Source organism: Formosa haliotis (assembly GCF_001685485.1).
GTDB lineage: Bacteria > Bacteroidota > Bacteroidia > Flavobacteriales > Flavobacteriaceae > Formosa > Formosa haliotis.
This window is the reverse complement of sequence record NZ_BDEL01000001.1, coordinates 2,582,880-2,604,216: the sequence shown is the minus strand read 5'-3', so window position 1 is coordinate 2,604,216 and position 21,337 is coordinate 2,582,880. Positions and strand designations below refer to the sequence as shown.

Genomic DNA, 21,337 nt, shown 5'->3' with positions numbered 1-21,337 from the left:
ACGTACATTATGTTAGATAATAACCAATTATTAAGATTTACAACTGCAGGAAGTGTAGATGACGGAAAAAGTACCTTAATAGGGCGTTTACTATACGATTCGAAATCTATTTTTGAGGATCAGTTACAAGCTATAGAAAGCACAAGTAAGAAAAAGGGCCATGAAGGTGTAGATTTAGCTTTATTTACAGACGGTTTAAAGGACGAACGTGAGCAAGGAATTACTATAGATGTTGCCTATAGATATTTTACAACACCTAAACGTAAATTCATTATAGCCGATACACCTGGTCATATTCAATATACACGAAATATGGTAACAGGAGCATCAACTGCAAATGCAGCTATTATTTTAGTAGATGCACGTCATGGTGTAATTGAACAAACAAAAAGGCATTCATTTATTGCTTCATTATTACAGATTCCACACGTTATAGTGTGTATAAATAAAATGGATTTGGTAGATTATTCTGAAGAAGCTTATAATAAAGTTATTGGTCAGTTTGAAGAATTTTCATCGAAATTATTAGTAAAAGATGTACGCTTTATTCCAATTAGTGCTTTAAACGGTGATAATGTTGTTAACCGATCAGAACACATGGATTGGTACCAAGGAGCTCCTCTTTTACATACTTTAGAAACAATGCATATTAGTAGCGATATTAATAAGATTGATGCACGTTTTCCAGTTCAAACCGTGTTAAGACCACAGAATGAAACGCATAGAGATTACAGAGGGTATGCTGGTAGAATTTCTAGCGGAATTTTAAGAGTGGGAGATGAAGTAACTGTATTGCCTTCAGGATTTACTTCAAAAATAAAGTCGATAGATACTTTAGATGCAAGTTTGGAGGAAGCTTTTGCTCCAATGTCCGTATCTGTTACTTTAGAAGATGACATCGATATTAGTCGAGGAGATATGATTGTTAAATCGAACAATAAACCAGAAGCATCTCAAGATTTAGAGGTTATGTTATGTTGGTTAAACAATAGTGCTGCTAAACCCCGTGCTAAATATAGTATTCGACATACTTCAAATGAGCAAAAAGCAATGATTAAAGAGGTTGTTTATAAATACGATATAAATACTTTAGAGCGCATTACAGAGGATAAAGAACTTAACATGAACGATATCTCTAAAGTTAAAATAAGAACAACAAAACCACTGATGTATGATACTTACAGAGAAAACAGAACAACAGGTAGTATTATCTTAATAGATGACGACACGAATGAAACTGTAGCTGCAGGGATGATTGTGTAAGTTTCTATACTTTTCATAAATACGAAATCCATTAAAAACATACAATTTAAACGTATGTTTTTAATGGATTTTCTGTTTAAAAATGGTAAATTTGAAGCCCTTTAAACATCTACTAATTATTCGTCTTTTATATGAAAAAAAACTTAATCATTTTTGGAACCCGCCCTGAAGCAATCAAGATGGCACCTTTGGTTAAGGCTTTTTTTAAAAGAAATGGTGAGTTTGAGACGAAAGTTTGTATTACAGCGCAACATCGCGAGATGTTAGACCAGGTACTTCAGTTTTTTGAGATTGTTCCAGATTATGATTTAAATTTAATGAAGCCTAATCAAAATTTGTACACCTTAACAGCGGATATTATAACTGCTTTAAAGCCTATTCTGGAAGATTATCAACCAGATTTTGTTTATGTTCATGGAGATACAACGACAACTATGGCTGCTAGCATTGCCGCTTTTTATTCAGGAGCGCAGGTTTGTCATGTCGAGGCAGGTTTAAGAACCTTCAATAAAAAATCCCCATTTCCTGAAGAAATGAATAGAAGTGTTGCTGGACGAATTTGTGATTTTCACTTTTCTCCAACTTTAACATCAAAACAAAACTTACTGAATGAAAATATTAATGAACCTAATATTTTAGTAACAGGAAATACAGTTATTGATGCCCTTCAATTTAGTAGTGCCAAAGTAAATTCTGAGGGTTTTATAGATGATGAAATTGAAACTCTTAAAGAGCTAATAAATCCCACTAAGAGGATTGTTTTGGTAACTGGTCATAGAAGGGAAAATCATGGTGATGGATTTATAAATATCTGTAAAGCTCTAAAGGAAATTGCAGAAAAAAATGATGATGTACAAATTATTTATCCTGTACATTTAAATCCGAATGTTCAAAAACCTGTTTATGAATTATTGGAAGGTATCAAAAATATAAAATTAATACCTCCATTAGCTTATCCAGCCTTTGTTTGGTTAATGAATGCCTCTTATCTAATTATTACAGATAGTGGAGGGGTACAAGAAGAGGCTCCTAGTTTAGGGAAACCAGTTTTGGTTATGCGAGATACTACAGAGCGTCCAGAGGCTGTAGATGCAGGAACTGTTTTGTTGGTAGGTACCGATGTAAATAAAATAGTTAATCAGGCTAATACGCTTCTAAATAATAAAACGTTTTATAATAGAATGAGTACGTTGCATAATCCTTATGGAGACGGAACGGCTTGTGAGAAAATAGTACATTATATTTCAAATTTATAACATATGATAAGCAAACCAGAAGTGGTAATGATGGGTTTAGGATATATAGGCTTACCCACTGCAGCACTAATTGCTAAAAATAATACACCTGTTTTAGGGGTAGATATAAATCCAGATGTTGTTAAAACAATAAATGCTGGTAAAATACATATCGTAGAACCTGAGCTAGATCAGGCTGTAGCTTATGCAGTTTCTAAAGGTTTTCTAAGAGCAGAAACAACTCCAAAAGAAGCAAATACGTATTTAATAGTTGTTCCAACACCTTTCAAAGCTAAAAATGAGCCAGATATTTCGTTTGTGGAAGCAGCCACTAAAGCGGTAATTCCACTATTAAAAGAAGGTGACTTGTATATTATTGAATCAACTTCTCCCGTAGGAACTACCGAAAAGATGATGCAACTTATCTATAATGAACGTCCTGAATTAAATGGTAAATTGTATATAGCTTATTGTCCAGAGCGTGTCCTGCCAGGAAATGTAATGTTTGAGTTGGTGAATAATGATAGAGTTATAGGTGGTGTTGATGAAGTATCAACAGATAAGGCCTTAGAGTTCTATCAACAATTTATTAAAGGTGATTTACATAAAACAAATGCTAGAACAGCAGAAATGTGTAAATTGGTAGAAAATTCTTCTAGAGATGTTCAAATAGCGTTTGCAAATGAACTCTCATTGATTTGTGATAAAGCCAATATAAATGTATGGGAACTTATTAAGTTAGCAAATAAGCACCCTAGAGTAAATATTTTGCAGCCTGGTTGTGGTGTGGGCGGTCATTGTATTGCCGTAGATCCCTATTTCATTGTTTCAGAATACCCAATGGAATCTAAAATTATAGGTAAGGCCAGAGAAATTAACAATTATAAATCCTTTTGGTGTGCAGAAAAAGTGCAAACCGCAAAGTTGGAGTTTGAATTAAAGCAAGGAAGAAAGCCAAATATAGCACTTATGGGATTGGCATTTAAGCCAGATATAGATGATTTAAGAGAATCTCCTGCAAAATATATCGCACAAAAAGTTTTACAAAATGCTAATAATGAAGAGTATTATATTGTAGAACCAAATATTTCAGAGCATAAGGTTTTTAAAATTACAAATTATATGCAAGCTTTAGAAAAGGCAGATATTATTGTCTTTTTAGTAGCGCATAAAGAATTTAAAGATTTAAATATACCAAAGGCAAAGATTGTGTTAGATTTTTGTGGTGTCATAAAATAAGCAATGAATTTTAAAAGTCTTTTTATCTCTGGAGTATTAATTGTTAGCTTTTTAAGTTGTAAGGATTCATCGGGTAGTAAAACTAGTACTACTAATATCAACCATACATCTCTAAATAAACCAGTAGATTTAAATTATCACCTTGAAACAGCATTAAAATATCTCAAAAATAGCAGGGGTATCGAGCAAAAACTGTCAAACGATGTTTATTTAAGAGGTTTTGGTTTTTATAAAAAGGGAGAAAATCATTATGATCTTATTTTAGAATTACAGAATGATATTACGAATGATATGGTTTCCAAGTATACTTTTGCTGTAGAAGGTTTTGTTACTGAAGATGAAGAAGCAAAATTGTCTGAATATTCTAAAACAAAAAACAGATTGTATGATGCTTGGTATGGAACAGCAGAGCTAACAAGGATTAATAATCATTGTTATGTAATTATAGATGTGAAAACAAAAATAGACAAATTCGATTTAATAAAATTTTATTTGTTTGATAGACAAGGGTATAATGGGGATGTGGGAGAGCGAATAATATTCTATGACTATAATATTTAATTTCAAAACCAATATCTATTTCCTTTTATTTTGAACATATTTAAGTTGGAATATTTGAGATTAAACAACAATAATTAATTTTTATAAAAAGTTATTTTGAATAAAATTTATGATAAATTTTTTTAAAAGAATATATTAAAATATGGTGGTAGGTACTGGGCTTATTGCCAACGCATTTGTTAGGGAATATAAAAACAGTAAGGATGTTGTTATTTTTGCATCAGGTGTATCAAATTCTAATGAAACTAGGTTGTCTGAATTTCAGAGAGAAAAAAGATTACTCGAGAATAGTTTGAAAGATTATCCAAACGCATTATTTGTTTACTTTAGTACGTATAGTTTGGGCGACCCAGATTCTATTAATAAACCATATGTTTTACATAAAATAGAAATGGAGCATTTAGTAAATAGGCATAGAAAATTTTTAATATTAAGAGTATCTAATGTGGTTGGGCATAATGGAAACCCAAATACAATATTTAATTTTTTTGTTCATAAATTAAAGGCAAACGAGCTAATTACAGTTTGGAATTCTGCAAAAAGAAATTTAATCGATATTGAGGATTTGGGAGCAATAACTATACACCTTATCAAGAATAAAGTAATAAATAAAATTTTGTTAGTTACGAATCCCAATACCTTATATGTAAAAGATATTGTACTTAAAATAGCTAATTTTAAACAAATTACTCCTAAAATTCAAATTGTAGATAGAGGGGTGGATTTTGAGACGGAACCTTCTAATGAGGTGATTAATTGCATAAAGGAACTTAATTTAAACTTTAATCAAGACTACCTAATTAGACTTTTAAAAAAATATTACTAAACAGTATTTAATGATAAATTCAAAGCGCATATTACATATTGGTACAGACGAAAAGTTTCTGAATGCTGTAGAATTTACATATGAGAAAGCTTTTCCTGGTAAAAATTTAATTTATATAACTTTAATTAATAAAAGGGAACCTTTAAAGCATATTAAAGATAGTGATAATTTTATTTTTGGTGATTTTTCAGAAGAAAGTAAGGATGAAGTTACGAAGTTATTGGCTGATTTTGATTACGTTATTTTACATGGTCTAGATAAATTTAAAACAGATGTTTTTTTTAGAAGTGCAGAAAAGGAAAAATTTGTGTTGTCTATATGGGGGGCAGAAATTTACAACAACCCTTATGTTTTAGGGACAGATCTTTTTGGAGAAAAAACATTAAAAACCTTTAAAAATAAATATATTTTTAATTTTAAAAAGATTTTTCGACCGGTTTATTATAAACTCTTTCGTAATTCTTTAGATAACTTTAATGGACAATTAAAATTAATTAAAGAAATAACTCTAATAGCAGGGCAACCACCAGAGGATTTTTTATTTCTAAAAGAACGAAATTTGGCAAATATAGAAGCAAAACATTTCTTTTATAGTTATTATCCTTTTGAGTATATTTTTAAAAATAATACAGATTTAGTTGTTTCGGGTAATAATATTTTATTAGGTAATTCGGCTTCATCTACCAACAATCATTTAGAAATATTTGATATATTGTCAGATTTTAATTTGAATACTTCAAAGGTGTTTACACCGCTTAGTTATGGAGATGAAAAATATGCAGACGAAATTTCTAGAGTAGGAAAACAGAAATTAAATAATCATTTTGTTGCTTTAAGGGATTATATGTCATTAAGTGATTATAATACGACAGTTTCTAGTTGTAGTATTGTAATAATGAACCATTACAGACAACAAGCCGTTGGAAATATTATGGCTATGCTATTAATGGGAGCAAAGGTGTATTTAGATGAAAGGAATACAGTTTATCATTATTTAAAGCGAATAGGTTGTTATGTGTTTTCCATTTCAAGGGATTTAAAAGCTAATAATATAGCTTCTTTAAAGCCACTTACGGAAGAACAAAAAGAAAAGAATAGAAGTATTATTAGAAAAGAGGTTTCCGTGGACAACCTAGTTTCGAGTTTGATTAACAACTTACATGTCGGTTAAAAAGCAAGCCATTTCAGGAGTTAAATGGACCACTGTTTCTACAATTACATTGGCAGTAAGTGCATTATTAAAAATTTCTGTTTTAGCTAGATTTTTGGATCCTTCCGCCTTTGGTTTAATGGCGATAATAACTTTTGTATTGGGATTTATGGATTTGTTTATGGATATGGGGATTACTTCTGCGATACTTCATAAACAAGATATAAAAAAAGAAGAGTATGCTAGTTTGTATTGGCTAAATGTGATGTTTAGTGTGCTTTTATTTGTTTTAATAGTCTTGTTAAGTCCATTTATTGCCTCGTTTTATAGCGAAAATGAGCTTTTAAAGCTTATTCCTCTAGCAGGTGTTATTATTATCTTTTCTGCGCTAGGAAGACAGTTTAAAACAATCTTACAAAAGGAACTACAGTTTAAATTAATGGCTATTGTAGATATTTGCTCAGCCTTATTGGCACTTATCTTTGCCATAATTCTTGCAATAAATGATTACGGAATTTATGCCTTAGTTTATGCTGCTTTAGTACAATATGGGCTTAATAATATACTTTATTTGGTAATAGGGATAAAACATAATCCTATCGTTTTTCATTTTAATTACCAAGAAACAAAACCTTTTTTAAAAATAGGGATATATCAAGTAGGTGGGCAAGTGGTAAATTATTTTAATCGGGATTTGGATATTTTAATTATAGGTAAATTCTTTGGAACTGATATTTTAGGAGGGTATAGTTTAGCAAAACAACTAGTATTACGTCCTACTCAAATTTTAAATCCAATTATTACAAAAGTGGCCAGTCCTGTATTAGCAAAGTTTCAAAGAGATATAATTTTGTTAAAAGATAATTATCTTAAACTTCTTAAAATTGTTTCAAGCCTAAATACACCAATTTACCTAGGATTAATTGTTTTTGCTCCTTTTGTAATTGACATTTTGTATGGCTCTAATTTTCTTCATATTACATCATTAGTAAGAATTCTATGTATTTATATGTTAATAAGGGCAGTTGGTAACCCAATCGGTAGCTTAGTAATAGCTACAGGAAGAACAGATTTAGAATTTTTCTGGAATGTATTAAACTTGGTTATAATGCCCTTAAGTGTAATTATAGGGGCTCAATTTTCATTGGAAGGCGTTGCTATTTCAATCACAATAGCTATGCTTGTTATGTTAATTCCTAGTTGGTATTTTTTGGTGTATAAACTAACTAATGCTTCCTTAAAAGAATATTTAAATGCACTTATTCCTTCTGTAATGTTTTTGAAAAAAGCAAAACAATTATAAAATAAAGTATGTCCTATTTTAAAGAAATGTGCGATAAATTGTTTTAAATAATTATACAAAAAACAAAATTAAGGCTATACAAAGGAGTGTAAAGTAGTTCAAGTTTATACCATATAGTACGGCTACTAAAAATAATTATTGTGGAATTAAAAATATTTAAGATAAAAAAAGTGTTACTTAAATAGAGAAAATGAAAATGAATAAATTTCGATGAAATAAACCTAGCGGTATTAGAGAAAATTAATTACAAGAATAGAAGAAAAAGTTTAAAAAATACAACTATTTATTTTTTAAACCTAAAGACACCTTAAGTTTGGGGCCAGCTAACTTTTTAAGAAAATAAACTTGAATTTTTTTTTAAACATAGTACTAATTTGTCTATTCCTATTGCAAGGGACGAAAATTACAATTCATAAATTAATAACCAAAAGCTTAATAAAATCAGGCTATAATTCTAAAAATAATATGAATCCTTTGGAGTATTGGATGCATACTAATCAAGATCTAAGAGAATACCTTAATAATTATTTTTCTTTACCTATAAACCTTGTCCAGAATAAGCAGTTAAAAGCCGACTGTATAGAACATTATGAGAGAGGCAATGGCGTGGAGAAGGTTCAGGTTATTTCGTTGTTAAGCGCATTAAAATTGTTTTTCAATTAAGATGAATTTAGTTAACAATAAAAACACTTAAAAGAATATGTTATTTAATTCTTTAGATTTTTTGGTATTTCTACCTATTGTTCTTGTTTTTTATTTCTTATGTAATAAAAAATACAGATGGTTATTCTTGCTAATTACAAGTTATTATTTTTATATGAATTGGAATGCTAGCTATGCGTTGCTAATAGCATTCTCTACGATTATCACCTATTTAAGTGGTATTTTCCTAGGTAAAACTAATGAAAAGAAAACTAGAAAGCTAATAGTAGGTTTTAGTTTTACAGTGAATTTATTAATTCTTTTTTTTTATAAATATTTCAATTTTTTCAGCGCATCTCTAGATGCTATTTTTGTATATTGTGGCATAAAATTAAACCTTCCTGAATTAGGTTTTTTATTACCTGTGGGAATTTCTTTTTATACTTTCCAAGCTTTGAGTTACACTGTAGATGTCTATAGAAAGGAGATTGAACCAGAAAAAAATATAGGAATTTATGCTCTTTTTGTTTCGTTCTTTCCTCAATTAGTTGCAGGTCCAATTGAAAGATCAAAACACCTTTTACCACAATTAAAGGAATTAAATCAACTTACCTATAATAATCTTAAATCTGGAAGTTATTTAATTTTATGGGGAATGTTTAAGAAAGTTGTAATTGCAGATAATCTGTCAATAGTTGTGCAAACGCTATACAATACTCCACAAGATTTTACAGGTTTAGAAACGACGATTGGAGTTCTATTTTTTTCAATCCAAATTTTTTGTGATTTTTCGGCATATACAGATATAGCAAGGGGTGTGTCTAGGCTAATGGGTATTGATTTGATGAAAAATTTTGATAGTCCATACTTTTCAATGAATATTACAGAATTTTGGAGACGATGGCACATTTCGTTATCTACATGGTTTAGAGATTATATGTATATTCCGTTAGGTGGGAGTAGGTTAGGGGTAAATAGAACGTATTTGAATTTGTTTTTAGTCTTTTTAACTAGTGGTTTATGGCATGGAGCTTCTGTAAACTTTGTAATTTGGGGGGCACTTCATGGTATTTTAATTGTTTTAGAAAAACTACTTTCTAAAAACACTAGTGTTTTTAATTTTAATAAAGAACAGTTCAGCTATAAGTTTTTTAAAATTATAACTAATTTTTTAATCGTAACATTCTTATGGATATTTTTTAGAGCAAATACCTTTGCTGATGCGTTAATAATTATCTCCAATCTCTTTAATTGGGATGTAAATAATCTTTTTAACGGTAATGTTTATAATCTTGGATTAAGCTCTGGGCAATTTTGGATAACAATTTTGTTTGTTTTTATAATGTTGGTTGTTGAATATTATAATTCATTTATAAGTAGTATAAGTGGTTTTGTAATGAATCAGAGTCTGGTTTTTAGATGGTCTTTATACTTAGGTATAGTTTTAATTATTTTTATTTTCGGAAATTATGGTTTGGAAAAACAAGAATTTATATATTTTCAGTTTTAAATTATTATTATTGTTATTTATTTTTTTAATAATAGCAACTGTTTTTTTTATACCATATATTCCTGATTTTGGCAAAGAAAAGAAATATGTTTATGCATTAAATAAATTAGAAAACAATGAAAATCACAAGCAATATGATATAGCATTTTTTGGTAATTCTTATGTTTTTACAGCTTACGATCCAACGATAATAGAGAATGATTTGGGGCTTACATCTTTGCATATTAATTCTTCAGCCCAAAGATTGCTTACCTCTTTAATTGTAGCGAAAGACGTCATTTCAAAAAATACATTTAAGTATATTGTTTTTGATGTTTCAGATCAATCTGTTATCAATCCTAAAATAGAAGAGAAAAATATATGGAATTATCAAACTTTAGCTTTACAAGAAATTCCCTTTTCTATTGATAAATTTAATTCTTTAGCAGGATTCTTCCCAGATAATATTTATACAGAAAATTATATTACGTCTCTGTCAAAAAAGGCTGGACGGTTTTTTAGATTTAATGATATCTCTAATTATCATAAGAGAAAAGGTCGATTAGAATTTAAAACTGCAGCTTCCGATCTATTTTCATATAATGGTTTTCTTGCAAAAAATAATACTATTATTAAACAAGAAGATTTTATAAAAGAAACAAATAGAAGTATTAAGGAAAGGCTACCTGTAGATACTTTGTGGGATAATCATTTAAAAACCGTTATGGAAGATGTTATTTCACTTTCTAACGAACGAGGAATACAAGTTTTATTTGTGAATTCATTAAAGCTACATAAACAAATATTTAGTGATGAGTATTTGGATAGTATTGTTAACGCAAATCTAAATGTGAAATTTTTAAACTTAAACAGTATTAGGAGTAATTATTTTTTGAATGAAAACGATTTTTATAATTCTACACATTTAAATTATTCAGGTAGTTATAAAGTGACTAAAAGGTTGGTAGACAGTTTGTCTAGCTTTTATAATATTAAAAAAATAAAAAGGGATGAATGGAGTTTTAAATATTTAAACTTAAAAGATATATTTTATAATTTAGAAAATGATCAAGACAAGTTTATAAAAATGGAGTTTAATAAAATCCCAGATTTTATACATGAGTATCAATTAGTTATTTCACTTTACCCTAGAGACACAAGTTTACTCTCTGATTATTCTAAAAAAAGGAAATTTGGGAGTGATAATTTTTATATTCGGGACTATAAAAAAAATATTTTAGACGTAGGAGAATCTAAAATATTAATAAAAAAGATAGACACTAAAATAAGTAACAACGACATTAAAAAAATATCAATATTTTTTTATAAACCAAAGGACACCTTAGATTTGGGGACATTTAAAATATTTAAATAATAACTATTGAATAAAATAATATACATAATACTCTCTCTATTGTTCTTTCTTCAAGGAGTAAATAATTATAATCCATTAGTATTATTCCTTTTATTAACTCTGTTAGGTATAGTTTTTTTTAAAAAAAGAGGCAAGATTAGAGTTCCAAAATATTATATAATTGCTATAATAGTGTATGCCTTTTATTTGTGTTTAGGAATTTATTACAATCACGATACTCCTCTTATAGATATTAAGTTTCAGTGCTTCTCATTCATCTTTTTTCTCTGTTTAATAAATTTGAAATTTGATTATGTTAAGCTTTTATTTCATATAAATGTTGCTGTTTTCGTAATTTATATTTTACTATATTTTAATTTGTTTCCTAATATTTGGAGTTATAAAACTATAGGGTTTGGAGGAAGAGTTTACGGTCCAGCGATTATTGCTATTAATGTATTATTATTTTACTATTTATTAGAAGGCAAACCATTTGACAGAAAACTTATTATAGCCTCCTTATTAGGATTGGTAAGTATAGCTTTAACTACTAATTTTATGAACTTAGCTGTTTTTTCTGTTTTAGTAACACTATTAGTAATTAATCTTAAAAAAGTATTTAACCCAATTTATTTTACAGCCATAATTTTAACGTTTATTATAGTACTTTGGTTTTTAAATTCACCTTTCGTACCAGATTTGGTGTCATCAAAAATGAAATATGTGTATAGACCATGGGAATATGGAAGCTTAAAAACACGCCTAGATGATTTTAATCAGATTGTTGCAAAAGAAAATTTCGGCCCGTTTAAAAAGTTATTTGGAGAAGGTTTTGGAGCAAGTTCTCAGATTTATAGATACAACCCTATTGCTGTGTCCTTAAGTAGAACCTATAGTTTTCAGGAAATAGATAATGGTTTTTATTATCTATACCACCGAGGAGGTTGGACATTATTTATGATATTTATTTTGAGTCATTTATATCTAATGTATAGAATTACCCCATTTAAAGCAAAATTAGGTTTTTAGTTTTGATATTTATTACCTGTATACTATCCATACATTACTTTAATTATTTCTTTTATTTACTTATACCGTATTTTATAATTTACAAAAACCAGACTTATAAGCCTACTGTTTAATGAATATATTATTTATAGTACCTAATTTACAAAAAGTTTCAGGTGGTCCTAAAACAAGGATAACCATGTTTAAAAAAGTGTTTTTAAAACACAATGATATTGTAATTGAAAAAGGGAATAAATTATTTAGGAGTATTAAACCTAGAAAAATAAATGTTGTTTATGTCGAATCTGCAACAAATAGATTGAGTTTTGTAGATATTATTTGTTTGTTTTTTTTACGATTATATTCAAAAGAAGTAATTGTGTTTATTCGCGATATATATATTGAGCTTTTCCCAGAAAGTTACGCTAGTTTAAGAAGTAAAATTACTTTAGTTTTTAATAAGTGTAGTAATTTTTATTTAACGCTTATCTCTACCTCTATGGTGTTTCCTACACTAGAGATGGGTAGGGTTTTTTTTGATAAAAATAAATTTTTTCCAAGGAGAGAATATACCAATCTGCCACCAGGGACATTAATAAGTGACGCAGGTGCTATTAAACCCGATTTTAGTAAAAAATTGGGATTACTTTATTTGGGGGGTACGCGTTATGAAAATTCTGGTTTTAATTTGTTTATGGCGTTTTACAATAGGTATTCTTCATATTATAATTTTTTTGTGCTTTCTGGAGATTCTAATTTAAAAGCCGATTTGGAAAACACTAATATTCATATTAATTGTATAAAACATGATGAAATACCTGGGTTTTTAGCACAACATAATGTCGCCTTTGCAATGCATACTAGACCAAGGAATGAATATGATGATTTAACATTTCCCATAAAAGTACTCGATTTTATAAGTTTACAATTACCTTTTTTTACTGAAAATCATTTGCCACTACAAACCTTGCTAGGAAAAGATTATTATTTGTTTAATAAGCTTGAGACATTAGAAAATGTACATCAGGTTATTCAATGTATAGATGAAAGTAAATATTTAGAATTACAGTCTTTTTTTAAAAAATTAACATTTGAAAACACGTATGATGTTCGATATAAAAAATTACTTTCTAAATAATTCTTGGCAAAATATATTTTTTAAATGGTCTACCTGTTTTTTTGTAGGGACACTACCCCTATTATTAAAAATTAATACCATTGGATTGTGGTTATTTATATTAAGTACGATATTTATTTTTAAAGAACATAATGGTTTAGAGAATTTAAAACGTAATAAAAAACTATTGATTCCTTTGTTACTAGTTTTTTTAATGTTTTTAATTGGGTTCTTTTTGTCTAAAGATATACTGAGAGTTCAGAAAGATGTAGGACGCGTAGTGCCTCTATTTTTAATACCATTAGCTGTTTTTTCTCATAGAAAGAAAGATTATAATTTAAAACATATCTATTTAGCTTTGGGTATAGGGTTATTTGTAGGTATGGTAATCTGTTGGTGTAATATTTTTACTTCTATTTTATCAAGAGAAAACTATTTTAAACAAGCAACTTATTTTTTTAATTGGATTTATACCGATTGGAATTTAGTTAAACCATTGGATGGTCATCCTAGTTATTTTGCTGTGTTAATTGTGTTTTTTATTAGTGCTTTACTATTTGATAAAAGGTTCGCAAAAATGCGAAGTAATCGTATCGTTTTATTTCTTGTGTTGTTTCCCTATTTTCTTTTTTGATAGAAACAAATAGTAGAATAGGTGTTATAACGCTTTTAGTAATCCTCCTTATTTATGTGTTTAAAAAAACAAGTATTAAACTATTTGTTTTATTAATAAGTTTGCTTGTTGTAATAGGTTTTTTATCAATTAAATTTGATTATTTAGGAACTAAGTTTAAAAAAATTATTAGTCCCGATGGCCAGGTTTCTATCGAAAGAGTTGAACGTTGGCGAGAAATAGTTTATGCCTTCAAAGAAAAAGACAGTTTATGGTTAGGAGTAGGTTCTGGGGATGCACGATTGGTCTATAGGCGGGCTTATTACAATGGTGGATTTGATCTGGCTTTAAAGAAGAATTATAATGCTCATAATCAATTTTTAGAATTTTTTGTGTGTAATGGATTATTAGGACTAATTGTGTATATCTTCGTTTTATTCCTATTTATTAAACTTACCAAGTTACAAGAAGGTGCACTACATTTTTTCGTCATAATTACTATGTTTTCTTTAAGTGAAAGTTTTTTAGGGCGCAGTCAAGGCGTAATGGTATTTTCGTTCTTTTACTCGTTTTTTATGTTGTTTTTTAAACCGATTAACCATTTAAAACATGCAGAATAACAGAGTGACAATTTATTTAATTTCCAATATGTACCCCTCAAAAAGAAATGTTAGGTATGGTATTTTCGTTAAGAATTTTGAAGCGGCTGTTAAAGGTGACTTTATTGTTAAAAAATGTGTTCTAACGAAAAAGGAAAGTGTTGTAGCAAAATTGTTTGGTTATCTATTGCTTTATTTTAAAATTTTCTGTCTTATTTTCAAAGCCAAAAAGCAAGATATAATCTATGTGCATTTTCCGCTACATGTTGCTCCAATGCTATGGTTTGTTCAATTATTTAAAAAACAGATAGTTTTAAATTTTCATGGTAGTGATTTAATTTTTAATACAGTATTTACTAAGATATTATCTCAGTTTTTAAAGCCATTAATTATACAATGCGCTATAGTTGTTCCTTCTGTTTATTATAAAACTTTAATAATAAAAAAATATAAAATAAAGAGTGGTCAAGTTTTTGTTTACCCATCGGGTGGAATAAATACAGCTGTTTTTTATCCACAGGTTGTAAAAAAAAGAGAAGAAATTGTATTGGGTTTTGTGTCTAATTTTATAAAGAGTAAAGGGTGGGAGGTTCTATTATTAGCTGTAAAAGAGGTATTAAATAAGCAGGTTATAAAAAATCTAGAAATTGTTTTTATTGGTGATGGACCAGATAAAGAAGCGATAATAGAATTATCAGAACGTATAGGGGTTAAGTATAATATAACTTCTAATATATCTCAAAAAGAACTTGCTTTAAGATATAATGAATTTGATCTTTTTATTTTTCCTACTTATAGAAAGGCCGAGAGCTTAGGTTTGGTTGGACTTGAAGCCATGGCTTGTGGGGTTCCTGTTGTAGCAGGGAAGGTAGGTGGTCCAATGGGGTATATTAATCATGGCATCAATAGTTTTCTTTTTGAAAAGAAAAGCAGTAAAGATTTAGTAAATAAAATATTATTATATTTTTCGTTATCTGAGAATGAAAAACAACGAATAAAATTAAACGCTATTAAAACAGCTAAGCTTTATGATTCTAGAAAAGTTAATATGGAGTTGCTTTTGTTTTTAAAAGATTTGAAATGAAAAGAATAAAAATGCTAAATACTTCCATAGATAATCTTACTATGGAAGAGACCATAAATAATATTGATTCCGTTATCAAAAAAGGCAGTCAATTACATCATGTTGTGGTAAATGCTGGGAAAATAGTAGCTATGCAAACCGATTTAAAACTGCGTAAGAGTGTAAATGAAAGCGATTTAATTAACGCAGATGGGCAAGCAGTTGTTTGGGCATCAAAACTTTTAGGAAAGCCTTTGAAAGAGCGGGTGGCAGGAATAGATCTTATGGTTAACTTAATTGAATTAGCGCACCAAAAAAACTATAAAGTGTATTTCTTTGGAGCACAAGAAGACAATGTTAAAACTGTTGTTAGAATGTACTCAGAGCAATATTCTTCAAAAATTATTGCAGGATATAGAAATGGTTATTTTAAAAAGGGAGAAGAACAAGATATAGCTAGAGAAATAGCAAATAGTGGCGCCAATATGTTGTTTGTAGCAATTAGTTCCCCTACAAAAGAAAACTTCTTATTTGAAAATAGAGATCTCCTTAATAAAGTGAATTTTATTATGGGAGTTGGAGGTAGTTTCGATGTGGTTTCGGGAAAAGTAAAACGTGCACCTATTTGGATGCAAAATTCTGGTCTAGAATGGTTTTATAGGTTAGTTCAAGAGCCAAAGCGTATGTGGAAACGATATTTAATCGGTAATTATAAATTTATAAAGTTAGTATTGGTCGAAAAACTTGGAATTTGAAAAAGAAAATTTATTATAAATGATAATCATTTGTTTCTAGTTATACTTTCATATTTTTGCAAGTGATTTTTTCGTAGAACCATATAAGCTTAGGTGAATAAACAAGGACGATATTCGGGGTATTTAAGGCCTATTTCATATACAATAGATTTGTCTATAATACATGGATTAGCTTTACTTTTTTTCTTCCCAAATGTTAATCCTTATTTGTTTATAACACTTGTTTCTACAACCTGGATTATCCTTTCTATTTATTCTAAATTTTATGAAGTATACCGGTTTACTCGCGAGGTAACTATTGCCGCTTTGTTACTTAAACAAGCCATGTTATTTACCTTAATTGTTTTTGCCTATTTTGGATTTCGGCATAAATTAATGGTCGATTCTTTCTTAGTGCTTAAATATATTGCGTTTGTATTTTTTTTAATTGGTATTGCTAAATTCACAATCTATTACTTACTTCAAAAATACCGAGCTTCTTTTGGTGGTAATTTAAGGAAAACAGTAATTATTGGTAAAAACCGACAAACTAATGCTCTAGAAACGTTTTTTAAAAACAATCCAGAGTACGGTTACGATTTAAAGAAAGTATTTAATCTTAGAGATAAATCTACAGACGGACTAAATCTTTGCTTGGAATTTATAAAAGAGAATAAAATTGATGAAATTTACTGTTCTATAACAGAGTTATCAAATTCCCAAATTCTTCAAGTTGTTAATTTTGCCGACAACAATCTTAAGATTTTAAAATTTCTACCTGATAATAAGGAAATTTATTCTAAAAAACTGAAATACGAATATTATGATTTTATTCCTATTTTATCACTTCGTGTTATTCCTTTAGAAGAAAATGTAAATCAATTTTTAAAGCGCTTGTTCGATATTGTTTTCTCCATATTTATTATTGTGTTTGTGCTTTCTTGGTTAACTCCAATATTGGCAATATTGATTAAATTAGAATCTAAAGGGCCAATCTTTTTTAAACAATCTAGAAACGGATTTAATTATAAGGAATTTGAATGTTATAAATTCCGTTCTATGATGCCTAATCAAGATGCAAACATTTATCAAGCTACAAAGGACGATCAACGGGTTACAAAAGTTGGTAAATTTATACGAAAAACAAGTATTGATGAATTACCTCAGTTTTACAATGTTTTTTTTGGAGATATGTCTGTAGTTGGTCCAAGACCACACATGGTAAGTCATACAAATATGTATGCCAAGCGCATAGATAAGTTTATGGTTCGTCATTTTGTAAAACCTGGAATTACGGGATTGGCTCAGGTTAGCGGATTTAGGGGTGAAGTAGAAACGGATAAGGATATTATAAATCGTGTTAAATACGATATTTTTTATATAGAAAACTGGTCTATATTACTCGATCTTAAAATTATTTTCCAAACCATTTTAAATGGAATTAAAGGAGAAGATAAGGCGTATTAATAAATATAACTATGAAGCCATTAGTTTCCATTATAACTCCTGTTTTTAATGCTGAAAGATATATTGCAACCAGTATTACAAGTGTACTTGGACAAACCTATTTAAATTGGGAACTTATTTTAGTTGATGACTGTTCAACTGATTGTTCTTTAGACGTTATCTCGCGATTTACTAGTGTACACCAAAATATTTTTTTATTTACTAATGAAAAAAATTCGGGAGCAGCAGTAACTAGAAATCGTGGTACAAAAGAAGCAAAGGGAAAATATATTGCTTTTTTAGACGCGGATGACGTATGGTTTCCAACTAAACTAGAAAAGCAAATTTCCTTTATGGAAACTAAAGGATTAGATGTTTCTTTTTCAAGTTATAACCTTATAGACGAGCAAGGAAATTCATTACATAAACAAATTAAAGCTTTAAAAGTATTAACCTATAATAAATTACTTAAGTGTAATTATGTTGGTAATCTTACGGGAGTCTATAATACCCAAACTTTAGGTAAAATTTACACCAAAAATTTAAGAAAACGACAAGATTGGTTGTTGTGGTTAGAAACCGTAAAGAAAACGAAACAACCCGTTTTAGGTATTCAAGAATCTTTAGCTAATTATAGAGTACAGTCGAATTCTATGTCATCTAATAAATTGGGATTAATAAAGTACAATTATTCCGTTTATAAAAAAGGTCTCCATTTTTCTACTTTAAAGTCGATATATTGTATGCTTCTTTTTCTATTCGAATATGCTTTTATAAAATCTCAAAATACTATTGACTTACCAAAGATTTAAACTGCTTCAATTTTCCGCTTTTTGAGCGTTTTAAAGCGTTGTGTCTTTCAAAATGCACAATAAGTCCATCTTCTAGATAGCGTTTTAGTTCAGCTTTTATAGCACGTTTTTTATGTTCTGAAATAGTTGAAGTACCAACATAATCAATTTTAAATGTTGATGGGGTTTCTTGTGTAATAATAAACTCTTTTACTTGGCCATCGTCCTCAATTATGGCTTTGGTAATATAATAAAAAGTTAAACCTGCAGCACGTTTGCCACTAGGCAAAATAGCCATATCGTTGGTGCGGCCAATAAGTTTTTTTAATATAGGTTTTTGGGCCGTACTTGCCTCCGAAAGGATACCAATATCTCCCAAATCGTAACGAATAAAAGGGTGTGCTTTGTTGTAAAGTGATGTTATAGCCACGCGACCTTCTTGTCCGTTTGGTGTGGCTTGATTCTTATTGTCTAAAATTTCAACAAAAAGGGTATCGCTATTTACTTGCCAAAGATCGGTTGGGTTTTGGAATGCGATGAGGTCTAATTCTGAAGCGCCATATTCATTAATCACAGGCACACCAAACTGTTTTTCTAAAAGTACTTTGTCGTCGGGAAATAACATTTCCGAAGTTACTACACAACATTTTAAGGAGGGGCAAATGTGTTTCAAATTCAAGTTTTTAGATCTTAAATATTTAGCAAATTGCACGATGGCACTAGTGTAACCATTTATATAATCGAAGGGTTTGGTTTTAAAAACTTCAATATAATTTTGAAGAGCAGCATCGCTTAAATCAAAAATAGAAAACCGGTATCTATGACTTAGTTTATCTTTAAACCGTTCTTTGTAATACCCCACAGTATCAAGAGGGATACCATAAAAACGAGCTTGAAACGACCTGTTAAAATCGATACCAAACCAACCAAAGCGATTCTGAATTTCTGCCCAAGTTAAGGCGTGACAAAATTTATCTTTTGCAAAAATAAATGGATCGCCAGAAGATCCCGACGTTTTATTGATATACACATTTTTAGGCGTAAATCCTTCAGATAAACGCTCACCTAACGGTTTTTGCAAGTCGCGTTTCGTCATTATGGGTACAGAATCCCAATGGTTTAAATCGATATGTTTTCCAAAGGATTTGTAAAACGGATTGTGTTTTAAATGGTAGTTTACTATATCTAGTTTCCGCTTATGTTGAAACGATTCAAACTCCGGTTCTGGAACGTGTTGAATTTCAGAAAGCTTCTTTTTTGCGTCCTTTAAAGGGAAGCCATTAAGTTGTAACGTAAGGTCGAATAACTTCAAAAGACGGAGAGTTCAGATGTTTTTGTAAAATAATTATTTTTTAAGCGCAAAAGCAATTATTTTTGTGTCAAACTATGAACAACATGACAATTTTAATTCTAGGTTCTGGCGGAAGAGAACATACTTTTGCTTGGAAAATTTCTCAAAGTCCATTATGTAATAAACTATTTGTAGCTCCAGGTAACTCTGGTACTGCAGAAATAGCTGAAAATGTAGCAATTGGTGTAACCGATTTTGAAGCCATTAAAACCCTAGTTTTAGACAAGAAAATTGATATGGTTGTAGTGGGGCCAGAAGATCCTTTAGTAAAGGGTGTTCACGACTTTTTCTTAAACGACGAGCAATTGAAACACGTTGCTGTTATTGGTCCGGAAAAAGCTGCTGCCGAATTAGAAGGCAGTAAGGAGTTTGCAAAAGAATTTTTATTCAGACATAACATTCCAACAGCGGCGTACAAAAGTTTTAATGCTTCTAATGTAGAAGAAGGGTATGCCTTTCTTGAAACGTTAACAGCGCCTTATGTTTTAAAGGCAGATGGTTTAGCGGCAGGAAAAGGAGTACTTATTTTAAATGATTTAGATGAAGCTAAAGCTGAACTAAAAGCGATGTTAGTCGATTCTAAATTTGGTGCAGCAAGCACAAAAGTTGTTATTGAAGAGTTTTTAGACGGCATAGAATTAAGTTGTTTTGTGTTAACAGACGGAAAAAACTATAAAGTGTTGCCAACGGCTAAAGATTACAAACGTATAGGTGAAGGCGATACAGGTTTAAATACAGGTGGAATGGGAGCCGTGTCTCCAGTGCCATTTGCTACCGACGAATTTTTAGAAAAAATTGAAACACGTATTGTAAAACCTACAATAGAAGGTTTACTTAAAGATAATTTACCTTACAAAGGATTTGTATTTATAGGATTGATTAAAGTAGGAGACGACCCTATGGTTATCGAATACAATGTGCGTATGGGAGATCCTGAAACAGAAGTGGTGTTACCTAGACTTAAAAATGATCTTGTTGAATTGCTTCAAGCAGTTGCTAACGGGACATTAAATGAAATTGATTTAGTTATAGACGAACGTGCAGCTACTACAGTTATGACTGTTTCTGGCGGATATCCTGAAGCTTACGAAAAAGGAAAAGAAATTACTGGACTAGAAAACATAGAAGATTCTATACCATTCCATGCAGGAGCCGACTTAAAAGACGGGAAAGTATTAACCACAGGAGGTCGTGTTTTAGCTATGACGTCTTATGGAAATACCTACCAGGAGGCCATAAAAAAATCTTATCAAAATATAGAAAAACTACATTTCGATAAGATGTATTATCGTAAAGATATTGGTTTCGACTTATAGATAAGAGTGTGCAGATACACTTTTATCTTCCTCACCGTTATCGTTAAAACTTTTTAATTGAAGCATCCAATACACAAAAAATCCCATACCGATTAATATAAAAATCCATGAGAATGTGTTAGCTGCGAACCAGTTTTTAAGTTCTAATGCTCTTAAAGCATCGTAAGGGGCGAACAATACGTCAACAAAAAAATCTTGTATTGCGTAAAAAAAATCTTTCATAGTATGGTATATTTA

General features: G+C 29.7%; 20 protein-coding genes. 18 read left to right on the top strand and 2 right to left on the bottom strand.

The features are described 5' to 3' along the window. Positions 1 to 6: 6 nt before the first annotated feature. The 17 genes from cysN (at position 7) to A9D35_RS10700 (ending at position 18,454) form a co-directional block, all read left to right on the top strand. Positions 7 to 1,263 (top strand): sulfate adenylyltransferase subunit CysN, encoded by a 1,257-nt coding sequence (gene cysN / locus A9D35_RS10785; RefSeq protein WP_235817967.1) that lies wholly within the window; start codon positions 7 to 9, stop codon positions 1,261 to 1,263. 131 nt (positions 1,264 to 1,394) lie between these two features. Beyond that, positions 1,395 to 2,519, top strand: a complete 1,125-nt coding sequence (gene wecB, locus A9D35_RS10780) for a non-hydrolyzing UDP-N-acetylglucosamine 2-epimerase (RefSeq protein ID WP_066222830.1) — start codon at positions 1,395 to 1,397, stop codon at positions 2,517 to 2,519. A 3-nt stretch (positions 2,520 to 2,522) separates the two neighbouring features. Then, complete coding sequence (gene wecC, locus A9D35_RS10775) at positions 2,523 to 3,737, top strand: UDP-N-acetyl-D-mannosamine dehydrogenase (protein WP_066222827.1); 1,215 nt, start codon at positions 2,523 to 2,525, stop codon at positions 3,735 to 3,737. A gap of 3 nt (positions 3,738 to 3,740) precedes the next feature. Then, entirely contained in the window at positions 3,741 to 4,298 is a 558-nt protein-coding gene (locus A9D35_RS10770; protein WP_066222824.1) for a hypothetical protein, read from the top strand. Between the two features lie 142 nt (positions 4,299 to 4,440). Then, on the top strand, positions 4,441 to 5,124 hold the full coding sequence (locus A9D35_RS10765; RefSeq protein ID WP_066222821.1) for an NAD-dependent epimerase/dehydratase family protein: 684 nt from the start codon (positions 4,441 to 4,443) through the stop codon (positions 5,122 to 5,124). A gap of 10 nt (positions 5,125 to 5,134) precedes the next feature. Beyond that, positions 5,135 to 6,295 (top strand): TDP-N-acetylfucosamine:lipid II N-acetylfucosaminyltransferase family protein, encoded by a 1,161-nt coding sequence (locus A9D35_RS10760; RefSeq protein ID WP_066222818.1) that lies wholly within the window; start codon positions 5,135 to 5,137, stop codon positions 6,293 to 6,295. Next, on the top strand, positions 6,285 to 7,577 hold the full coding sequence (locus A9D35_RS10755) for an MOP flippase family protein (protein ID WP_066222815.1): 1,293 nt from the start codon (positions 6,285 to 6,287) through the stop codon (positions 7,575 to 7,577). Before A9D35_RS10760 ends, A9D35_RS10755 begins: the two co-directional genes overlap by 11 nt. Positions 7,578 to 8,394: 817 nt before the next feature. Further along, positions 8,395 to 9,729, top strand: a complete 1,335-nt coding sequence (locus A9D35_RS10745; RefSeq protein WP_218017732.1) for an MBOAT family O-acyltransferase — start codon at positions 8,395 to 8,397, stop codon at positions 9,727 to 9,729. Beyond that, positions 9,689 to 11,083, top strand: a complete 1,395-nt coding sequence (locus A9D35_RS10740; RefSeq protein WP_066222808.1) for a hypothetical protein — start codon at positions 9,689 to 9,691, stop codon at positions 11,081 to 11,083. The genes A9D35_RS10745 and A9D35_RS10740 overlap by 41 nt, the downstream gene beginning before the upstream one ends. 357 nt (positions 11,084 to 11,440) lie before the next feature. Next, the gene (locus tag A9D35_RS10735; RefSeq protein WP_141675514.1) at positions 11,441 to 12,091 is read left to right on the top strand and encodes a hypothetical protein; all 651 of its coding nucleotides are present in this window, start codon (positions 11,441 to 11,443) and stop codon (positions 12,089 to 12,091) included. Positions 12,092 to 12,203: 112 nt separating this feature from the next. Continuing rightward, entirely contained in the window at positions 12,204 to 13,208 is a 1,005-nt protein-coding gene (locus tag A9D35_RS10730) for a hypothetical protein (RefSeq protein ID WP_066222804.1), read from the top strand. Continuing rightward, complete coding sequence (locus A9D35_RS10725) at positions 13,162 to 13,821, top strand: hypothetical protein (protein ID WP_141675513.1); 660 nt, start codon at positions 13,162 to 13,164, stop codon at positions 13,819 to 13,821. Before A9D35_RS10730 ends, A9D35_RS10725 begins: the two co-directional genes overlap by 47 nt. Beyond that, positions 13,818 to 14,420, top strand: coding sequence for an O-antigen ligase family protein (locus tag A9D35_RS10720; protein ID WP_159427053.1), 603 nt, complete (start codon positions 13,818 to 13,820; stop codon positions 14,418 to 14,420). The genes A9D35_RS10725 and A9D35_RS10720 overlap by 4 nt, the downstream gene beginning before the upstream one ends. Continuing rightward, a complete protein-coding gene (locus A9D35_RS10715) occupies positions 14,410 to 15,483 on the top strand; it encodes a glycosyltransferase family 4 protein (RefSeq protein ID WP_066222796.1) in 1,074 nt (357 codons plus the stop codon). The genes A9D35_RS10720 and A9D35_RS10715 overlap by 11 nt, the downstream gene beginning before the upstream one ends. Further along, entirely contained in the window at positions 15,480 to 16,217 is a 738-nt protein-coding gene (locus A9D35_RS10710; protein ID WP_066222793.1) for a WecB/TagA/CpsF family glycosyltransferase, read from the top strand. The genes A9D35_RS10715 and A9D35_RS10710 overlap by 4 nt, the downstream gene beginning before the upstream one ends. A 93-nt stretch (positions 16,218 to 16,310) precedes the next feature. Next, complete coding sequence (locus tag A9D35_RS10705; RefSeq protein WP_066222791.1) at positions 16,311 to 17,663, top strand: undecaprenyl-phosphate glucose phosphotransferase; 1,353 nt, start codon at positions 16,311 to 16,313, stop codon at positions 17,661 to 17,663. Between the two features lie 11 nt (positions 17,664 to 17,674). Then, the gene (locus A9D35_RS10700) at positions 17,675 to 18,454 is read left to right on the top strand and encodes a glycosyltransferase family 2 protein (RefSeq protein WP_066222788.1); all 780 of its coding nucleotides are present in this window, start codon (positions 17,675 to 17,677) and stop codon (positions 18,452 to 18,454) included. Here the strand turns inward: A9D35_RS10700 and A9D35_RS10695 are convergent. Further along, positions 18,432 to 19,745, bottom strand: a complete 1,314-nt coding sequence (locus tag A9D35_RS10695) for a phenylacetate--CoA ligase family protein (protein ID WP_066222785.1) — start codon at positions 19,743 to 19,745, stop codon at positions 18,432 to 18,434. The two genes, A9D35_RS10700 and A9D35_RS10695, sit on opposite strands and share 23 nt — an antisense overlap. A gap of 83 nt (positions 19,746 to 19,828) precedes the next feature. On the opposite strand from A9D35_RS10695, the gene purD reads away from it, so the two are divergent. Continuing rightward, positions 19,829 to 21,100, top strand: coding sequence for a phosphoribosylamine--glycine ligase (gene purD / locus A9D35_RS10690; protein WP_066222782.1), 1,272 nt, complete (start codon positions 19,829 to 19,831; stop codon positions 21,098 to 21,100). On the opposite strand, the gene A9D35_RS10685 is transcribed toward purD, so the two are convergent. Then, positions 21,095 to 21,322: a DUF6341 family protein gene (locus A9D35_RS10685; RefSeq protein ID WP_066222779.1), complete on the bottom strand. Its 228-nt coding sequence runs from the start codon at positions 21,320 to 21,322 to the stop codon at positions 21,095 to 21,097. The genes purD and A9D35_RS10685 overlap by 6 nt on opposite strands. Between the last annotated feature and the right edge of the window lie 15 nt (positions 21,323 to 21,337).

Excerpts from the sequence above, each read along its gene's own strand:
- wecB (WP_066222830.1), top strand. The coding sequence starts at position 1,395 with ATGAAAAAAAACTTAATCATTTTTGGAACCCGCCCTGAAGCAATCAAG.
- wecC (WP_066222827.1), top strand. The coding sequence starts at position 2,523 with ATGATAAGCAAACCAGAAGTGGTAATGATGGGTTTAGGATATATAGGC.
- A9D35_RS10770 (WP_066222824.1), top strand. The coding sequence starts at position 3,741 with ATGAATTTTAAAAGTCTTTTTATCTCTGGAGTATTAATTGTTAGCTTT.
- A9D35_RS10765 (WP_066222821.1), top strand. The coding sequence starts at position 4,441 with ATGGTGGTAGGTACTGGGCTTATTGCCAACGCATTTGTTAGGGAATAT.
- A9D35_RS10760 (WP_066222818.1), top strand. The coding sequence starts at position 5,135 with ATGATAAATTCAAAGCGCATATTACATATTGGTACAGACGAAAAGTTT.
- A9D35_RS10755 (WP_066222815.1), top strand. The coding sequence starts at position 6,285 with ATGTCGGTTAAAAAGCAAGCCATTTCAGGAGTTAAATGGACCACTGTT.
- A9D35_RS10745 (WP_218017732.1), top strand. The coding sequence starts at position 8,395 with ATGAATTGGAATGCTAGCTATGCGTTGCTAATAGCATTCTCTACGATT.
- A9D35_RS10740 (WP_066222808.1), top strand. The coding sequence starts at position 9,689 with ATGGTTTGGAAAAACAAGAATTTATATATTTTCAGTTTTAAATTATTA.
- A9D35_RS10730 (WP_066222804.1), top strand. The coding sequence starts at position 12,204 with ATGAATATATTATTTATAGTACCTAATTTACAAAAAGTTTCAGGTGGT.
- A9D35_RS10715 (WP_066222796.1), top strand. The coding sequence starts at position 14,410 with ATGCAGAATAACAGAGTGACAATTTATTTAATTTCCAATATGTACCCC.
- A9D35_RS10710 (WP_066222793.1), top strand. The coding sequence starts at position 15,480 with ATGAAAAGAATAAAAATGCTAAATACTTCCATAGATAATCTTACTATG.
- A9D35_RS10700 (WP_066222788.1), top strand. The coding sequence starts at position 17,675 with ATGAAGCCATTAGTTTCCATTATAACTCCTGTTTTTAATGCTGAAAGA.
- purD (WP_066222782.1), top strand. The coding sequence starts at position 19,829 with ATGACAATTTTAATTCTAGGTTCTGGCGGAAGAGAACATACTTTTGCT.
- A9D35_RS10685 (WP_066222779.1), bottom strand. The coding sequence starts at position 21,322 with ATGAAAGATTTTTTTTACGCAATACAAGATTTTTTTGTTGACGTATTG.